Origin of the sequence: Vibrio sp. V33_P6A3T137, from assembly GCF_009904835.1 — a bacterium.
Lineage (GTDB): Bacteria > Pseudomonadota > Gammaproteobacteria > Enterobacterales > Vibrionaceae > Vibrio > Vibrio metschnikovii.
Genome location: NZ_WXWK01000174.1, coordinates 41,374 through 47,373, shown reverse-complemented (window position 1 = coordinate 47,373; position 6,000 = coordinate 41,374). Strand labels below are relative to the sequence as shown.

At 46.0% G+C, this 6,000-nt stretch carries 7 protein-coding genes; 6 read left to right on the top strand and 1 reads right to left on the bottom strand.

Annotated features, from left to right (window positions below; all coding sequences use genetic code 11):
- Nucleotides 1-2 precede the first annotated feature (2 nt).
- The 6 genes from prfA to ybaK all read left to right on the top strand — a co-directional run bounded on the left by prfA (nucleotide 3) and on the right by ybaK (nucleotide 4,566).
- On the top strand, nucleotides 3-1,058 hold the full coding sequence (gene prfA, locus CAG60_RS16295) for a peptide chain release factor 1 (protein WP_237667806.1): 1,056 nt from the start codon (nucleotides 3-5) through the stop codon (nucleotides 1,056-1,058).
- 7 nt (nucleotides 1,059-1,065) lie between these two features.
- Entirely contained in the window at nucleotides 1,066-1,914 is an 849-nt protein-coding gene (prmC, locus tag CAG60_RS16290; RefSeq protein ID WP_332397039.1) for a peptide chain release factor N(5)-glutamine methyltransferase, read from the top strand.
- A 10-nt stretch (nucleotides 1,915-1,924) separates the two neighbouring features.
- Entirely contained in the window at nucleotides 1,925-2,308 is a 384-nt protein-coding gene (locus CAG60_RS16285) for a SirB2 family protein (protein ID WP_040904120.1), read from the top strand.
- A gap of 21 nt (nucleotides 2,309-2,329) precedes the next feature.
- Complete coding sequence (locus CAG60_RS16280; RefSeq protein ID WP_004394730.1) at nucleotides 2,330-3,139, top strand: SirB1 family protein; 810 nt, start codon at nucleotides 2,330-2,332, stop codon at nucleotides 3,137-3,139.
- A gap of 22 nt (nucleotides 3,140-3,161) precedes the next feature.
- Nucleotides 3,162-4,013, top strand: coding sequence for a 3-deoxy-8-phosphooctulonate synthase (gene kdsA / locus CAG60_RS16275; RefSeq protein ID WP_158138785.1), 852 nt, complete (start codon nucleotides 3,162-3,164; stop codon nucleotides 4,011-4,013).
- 79 nt (nucleotides 4,014-4,092) lie between these two features.
- Nucleotides 4,093-4,566: a Cys-tRNA(Pro) deacylase gene (ybaK, locus tag CAG60_RS16270; protein ID WP_161439429.1), complete on the top strand. Its 474-nt coding sequence runs from the start codon at nucleotides 4,093-4,095 to the stop codon at nucleotides 4,564-4,566.
- A gap of 137 nt (nucleotides 4,567-4,703) precedes the next feature.
- Here the strand turns inward: ybaK and CAG60_RS16265 are convergent, their stop codons facing one another.
- Nucleotides 4,704-5,948 carry a uracil-xanthine permease family protein gene (locus CAG60_RS16265; RefSeq protein ID WP_004394733.1) on the bottom strand — a complete coding sequence of 415 codons (1,245 nt, stop codon included), beginning with the start codon at nucleotides 5,946-5,948 and terminating at the stop codon, nucleotides 4,704-4,706.
- Between the last annotated feature and the right edge of the window lie 52 nt (nucleotides 5,949-6,000).

Below are 6,000 nucleotides of genomic sequence, written 5' to 3'. Positions count from 1 at the left end.
CTTTGGTGGAGCGCTACGAAGAAGTGCAACACTTATTAGGCGATCCTGCCGTGATCGGTGATCAAAATAAATTTCGATCGCTCTCAAAAGAGTACTCGCAGCTCGAAGAAGTCACCCAATGCTTCCAAGCCTATCAGCAAGCTCAGGAAGATTTGCTGGCCGCAGAAGAGATGACCAAAGAAGACGATGCTGAAATGCGCGAAATGGCCCAAGATGAAATGAAAGCGGCTAAAGCGGAAATTGAACGCTTAAGTGCTGAGCTGCAAATCCTTCTGTTACCTAAAGATCCGAATGATGATCGCAACTGTTTCTTAGAAATTCGTGCTGGGGCGGGTGGTGATGAAGCCGGGATTTTTGCTGGTGATCTGTTCCGGATGTACAGCCGTTTTGCTGAGAAAAAAGGCTGGCGAATTGAAGTCATGTCGGCGAGTGAAGCTGAGCATGGTGGTTACAAAGAGATGATAGCCAAAGTTAATGGTGACGGAGCTTACGGGGTATTGAAATTTGAGTCGGGCGGTCACCGAGTGCAACGTGTTCCCGCGACCGAATCTCAAGGTCGTGTACATACTTCTGCGTGTACTGTGGCTGTGATGCCTGAGATCCCTGAAGCCGAAATTCCTGAAATTAAAGCCAGCGATCTAAAAATTGATACCTTCCGCTCATCAGGAGCAGGTGGCCAGCACGTTAACACGACGGATTCAGCAATTCGAATTACCCACTTGCCAACGGGGATTGTGGTTGAGTGTCAGGATGAGCGTTCTCAACATAAGAACAAAGCTAAAGCGATGTCTGTGCTTGGCGCTCGGATTGTTCAGGCTGAAGAGAAAAAACGTGCGGCGGAAATCTCCGATACCCGACGTAATCTACTTGGCTCAGGCGATCGCAGTGATCGCATTCGCACTTACAACTATCCACAGAGTCGAGTGTCCGATCATCGTATTAACCTCACCATTTATCGTCTCAATGAGGTGATGGAAGGCGATTTACAAGCCTTGATTGATCCTGTTGTCCAAGAGCATCAAGCGGATCTGCTGGCTGCGTTATCTGATAACCATTAATTCATTCATTATCATGACGATACAAGCCTTATTGGCTAACGCTAAGCGGCAACTTATCGAGAGCGGCAGCGATTCGCCGTCTCTTGATGCCGCGCTGCTGCTTTGCCATGTGTTACAAAAACCGCGCTCCTATTTATTGACGTGGCCAGATAAAAGGCTCGATGCAGAGGCTATTTCTGCTTTCGAGGTGTTGCTCGCACGGCGTATCGCCGGTGAGCCGATCGCTTATATTATTGGTGAACGCGAATTTTGGTCGCTGCCCCTAAAAGTTGCACCATCGACCTTAATACCTCGTCCGGATACTGAACGCTTAGTTGAATTAGCACTGGATAAGGCTGTACTTATTGATGGCGATATCCTTGATCTAGGGACAGGAACTGGAGCTATCGCATTAGCGCTTGCTTCAGAGCTACCTCAGCGCCACGTGCTGGGGATCGATCTGCGTTCAGAGGCCGTTGAGCTTGCCGAGGATAATCGCAAACGATTACAGCTTTCCAATGTCACATTTTTGCAAGGCAGTTGGTTTACCCCTCTCGCTAACGGTATAAAGTTTGCTTTGATTGCTTCTAACCCGCCTTATATTGAGGAACACGATCCCCATTTACAGCAAGGGGATGTTCGTTTTGAACCGAGAAGCGCTCTGGTCGCAGGCGATAATGGATTAGCCGATATTAAACATATCGCGACTTCGGCGCGTGAATATTTACTCGATCAAGGCTGGCTGTTGTTTGAACATGGTTACCAACAAGGCAAAGCAGTGCGAACTATTCTGAGTGAACTTGGCTATCAGCAAGTGGTTACGGAGCAAGACTACGCTGGTAACGATCGAGTCACCTTGGGTCAATGTCGATTTTAAAGAGGAACACATGTACGAAGTACTTAAATCACTCCATCTCTTCACTATAGCTACTAGCGCTTTCTTATTGAGTGTTCGTTATATTTTAATGATGATGGATTCCCATTGGCTACAACATAAGTTTCTGAAAATTTATCCGCACATTAACGATAGTCTGTTATTAGTTACTGGCATTTGGCTTATCGTGATCACTGGCTTTATACCTTATACGGCTGCAGCGCCGTGGATGACCGATAAAATTACTTGTGTCTTGGCTTATATCGCTTTGGGCTTTTTTGCGCTTAAGTTTGGTCGTAATAAGCTGTTACGCTCGTTTGCTTTTCTTGGCGCGATGGGCTGGCTGATCATGGCGGGTAAAGTGACTGCTTCTAAAGCACCGATGTTTTTCAGTTAATATCATGGACTCGATAAATCAATGCTGAATTTATTTGATGAAGATTTTGATGCAATGGATTTAGTGGAAGGTGCGCTGGCATTAAATAAAGCCATCAATCCGGAGACTAAAGTCGATTGGGCTCTCGCTGAATTGCAAAGGCTGTACCATCAAGCTGAGTTAGCTTTAGCTGATGAATCAAATACAAAGCAGCGCTTTGCCCTATTTTTGGATGTTTTTTATCATCAATGGGGCTTTGTTGGCGATAAAGAAACCTATTTTCATTCTCGTAACGGTTTTATTGATAAAGTCCTCGAACGTCGTCAGGGAATACCGGTGAGTCTTGGAGCGTTGCTGCTCTATTTTGCTAGGCGCTTTGATTTTCCCGTGCAAGGAATTACTTTTCCTACCCAGTTTTTACTTGAAGTGCAGTGGCCTGATGAAGCTCCGCTGTATCTCAATCCTTTTTCCGGCGAGTTTGTCTCGAAATACATGCTCAATGCGTGGTTGGTTGGTCATAAAGGCCCTTTGGCCCGCTTGCAGGCTGAGCATCTAAAACCGACCGATAATCCAACGATTATTGGTCGCTGGTTAGCCTTATTGAAAAGTGCCTTGTTGCGCGAAGAGCGCTATACTTTGGCGCTGCGCTGCACCAATTTAGCGTTAACCTTTGTCCCTGATGATCCTTATGAAATACGCGATCGTGGTTTTATCTATCAGCAGTTAGACTGTCATCAGGTGGCGTTATCCGATTTCCAATATTTTATTGAACACTGCCCTGATGATCCCGCAGCGCAGTTACTCAAGAATCAAATGAATGCGCTAACGGTTTATCCAGTGACGCTGCATTAATCACAACTTAAGAGAACTCACTATGGAACAAAAAATTGTTCATATCGGTCATATTCCGGTCGCCAATGATCATCCCTTTACTCTGTTTGCTGGTATGAATGTGTTGGAATCTCGTGATTTGGCGATGCAAATTTGCGAGTACTACGTCAAAGTAACCGAAAAGCTTGGTATTCCTTACGTGTTTAAAGCATCGTTTGATAAGGCTAACCGTAGCTCGGTACATTCATATCGTGGGCCAGGTTTGGAAGAGGGCATGAAAATCTTTCAAGAGCTGAAAGAGACCTTCGGGGTGAAAATTATTACCGACGTACACACCGAAGCGCAGGCTCAGCCAGTCTCTGAGGTCGTTGATGTGATTCAATTGCCAGCATTTTTAGCACGTCAAACGGATTTAGTCGAAGCGATGGCAAAAACGGGCGCAGTCATTAACGTTAAAAAACCACAGTTTATGAGCCCAGGACAAGTAGGTAATATTGTTGAAAAGTTCGCGGAATGTGGCAATGAGCAAGTCATTTTATGTGAGCGTGGTGCTTGCCATGGTTACGATAACTTAGTAGTTGATATGCTCGGATTTGGCGTGATGAAAAAAGCCTCTAAAGGCAGTCCAATCATTTTCGATGTTACCCATTCACTGCAGATGCGCGATCCATTAGGAGCTGCTTCCGGTGGTCGCCGTGAACAAACCGTGGAACTGGCTAAAGCTGGTTTAGCGACGGGCATCGCTGGTTTATTTATCGAAGCTCACCCAACGCCTGATCAAGCGAAATGTGATGGTCCTTCGGCCTTACCGTTGGATAAGCTCGAACCTTTCTTAGTACAAATGAAAGCGTTGGATGATTTGATTAAGAGCTTTGCACCGATCGATATCCGTTAAGTTCAATCCTTGCGCTTTAAAAAAACGGGTAAGATAATTCCTTACCCGTTTTGGTTTGGGCAATAAGGAGTAGTTAAGCATGACCCCAGCCATTGATTTAGCGAAAAAAAAGCACATCGCCCACACGATTCATCACTATGAGCATGATCCTAGTCATCCGAGTTATGGTTTAGAAGCTGCGCAAGCTTTAGGTCAGGACCCCGCGACGGTATTCAAAACGTTATTATTCTGTCTCAATGGCGAAGCTAAGCATTTGTCCGTTGCGGTGATCCCCGTTGAAAAAAAACTCAACTTAAAGCTCGCGGCAAAAGCGGCCAAAGCGAAAAAAGCTGAGATGGCCGATCCAGAGATCGCTCAAAAGATCACGGGTTATGTGGTGGGTGGGATCAGTCCGTTAGGGCAAAAGAAACGCTTGCCGACTTTTATTCACAGCAGTGCCGAGACATTGACCACTCTGTGTGTTAGTGCAGGCAAGCGTGGTTTAGAGATAGAGCTTAGTCCACAAGACCTCACTAAGCTCACTGATGGACAGTTTGTTGATTTGTGCCAATAAGTCTGTCGATTTGTGGTTGCAAGTGGTGATATGGGAGGCCCTCGTTTATCTTGATGAAGTCTATTGATGGTCATCGGATGAACGAGAGCGTCACTGATCATTTTCTTATTTTAATTTGTCGCCATCTGGCGACATGATCAATGCTTATCCATTTGCGTGTTGTCGACCACGTGGTTTTCACCGAGATCTTTTGGCAACACTAAGTTGAGAATAATCGCCACAATCCCACACAAACTCACACCTTGTAAACTAAATTCACCAATACCAAACGCCATACCACCAATCCCGAAAACCAGAGTGACAGCGACAATCACAAGGTTACGAGATTTGTGTAAGTCGACTTGGTTTCGGATTAAGGTATTGAGTCCAACGGTGGCTATCGATCCAAATAATAGAATCATAATTCCGCCCATCACCGGGATTGGAATGGTTTGTAACAATGCTCCAAGCTTGCCGACCAAGGCTAATACAATCGCCGTTACTGCCGCCCAAGTCATGATAACCGGGTTAAAGGCTTTAGTTAGCATTACCGCGCCAGTGACTTCACTGTAGGTTGTATTTGGTGGTGCACCGACCATACTGGCTGCTATGGTCGCAAATCCATCTCCCGCAATGGTACGATGTAAACCCGGTTTTTTAAGATAATCTTTTCCGGTGACATTAGAAATTGCGAGCATATCGCCGACGTGCTCAACGGCTGGAGCAATCGCGACCGGAATCATAAATAAAATGGCATTAATGTTAAATTCAGGAAAGGTGAAGTTTGGCAATGCTAGCCACGCGGCTTGTTGAACCGGAACAAAACTGACCACACCAAAGTACAGAGAAACGCTATAACCGGCGGCAATCCCTGCACAAATAGGAATGAGTTTAAAAAAACCTCTCGAAAAGACACTGACACCAACGGTTACCAGTAGTGAAATCGCTGAAATCCATAACGCAGCTTGTGCATCAATCAACTGTACTGAACCATCCCCCGTTCTGCCCAGTGCCATATTGACCGCAGTAGGTGCGAGACCTAATCCAATCACCATGATAACCGGCCCAACGACCACGGGGGGTAATAGCGTATGTACAAAGCCCACGCCTCGAACTTTAATGATAGCGCCGAGTAAGACATAGACTGCGCCAGCGGCCATTAGGCCCCCCATTGTTGCGCCAATTCCCCAGGTCTGTACGCCATACATAATGGGAGCAATAAAAGCGAAAGAAGAGGCGAGAAAGATAGGTACAGAGCGGCGAGTAATGATTTGGAAGATTAAGGTGCCTACACCAGCCCCAAACAGAGCAACGTTAGGATCAAGCCCGGTCAGCAATGGAACCAGAACCAGAGCACCAAATGCGACAAATAGCATTTGTGCACCTTGAATGGCATTTTTCATCGTGTTTTCCCTGAAGCAAAATAAAATTCGCGGGATTCTATCATCTTTGCAA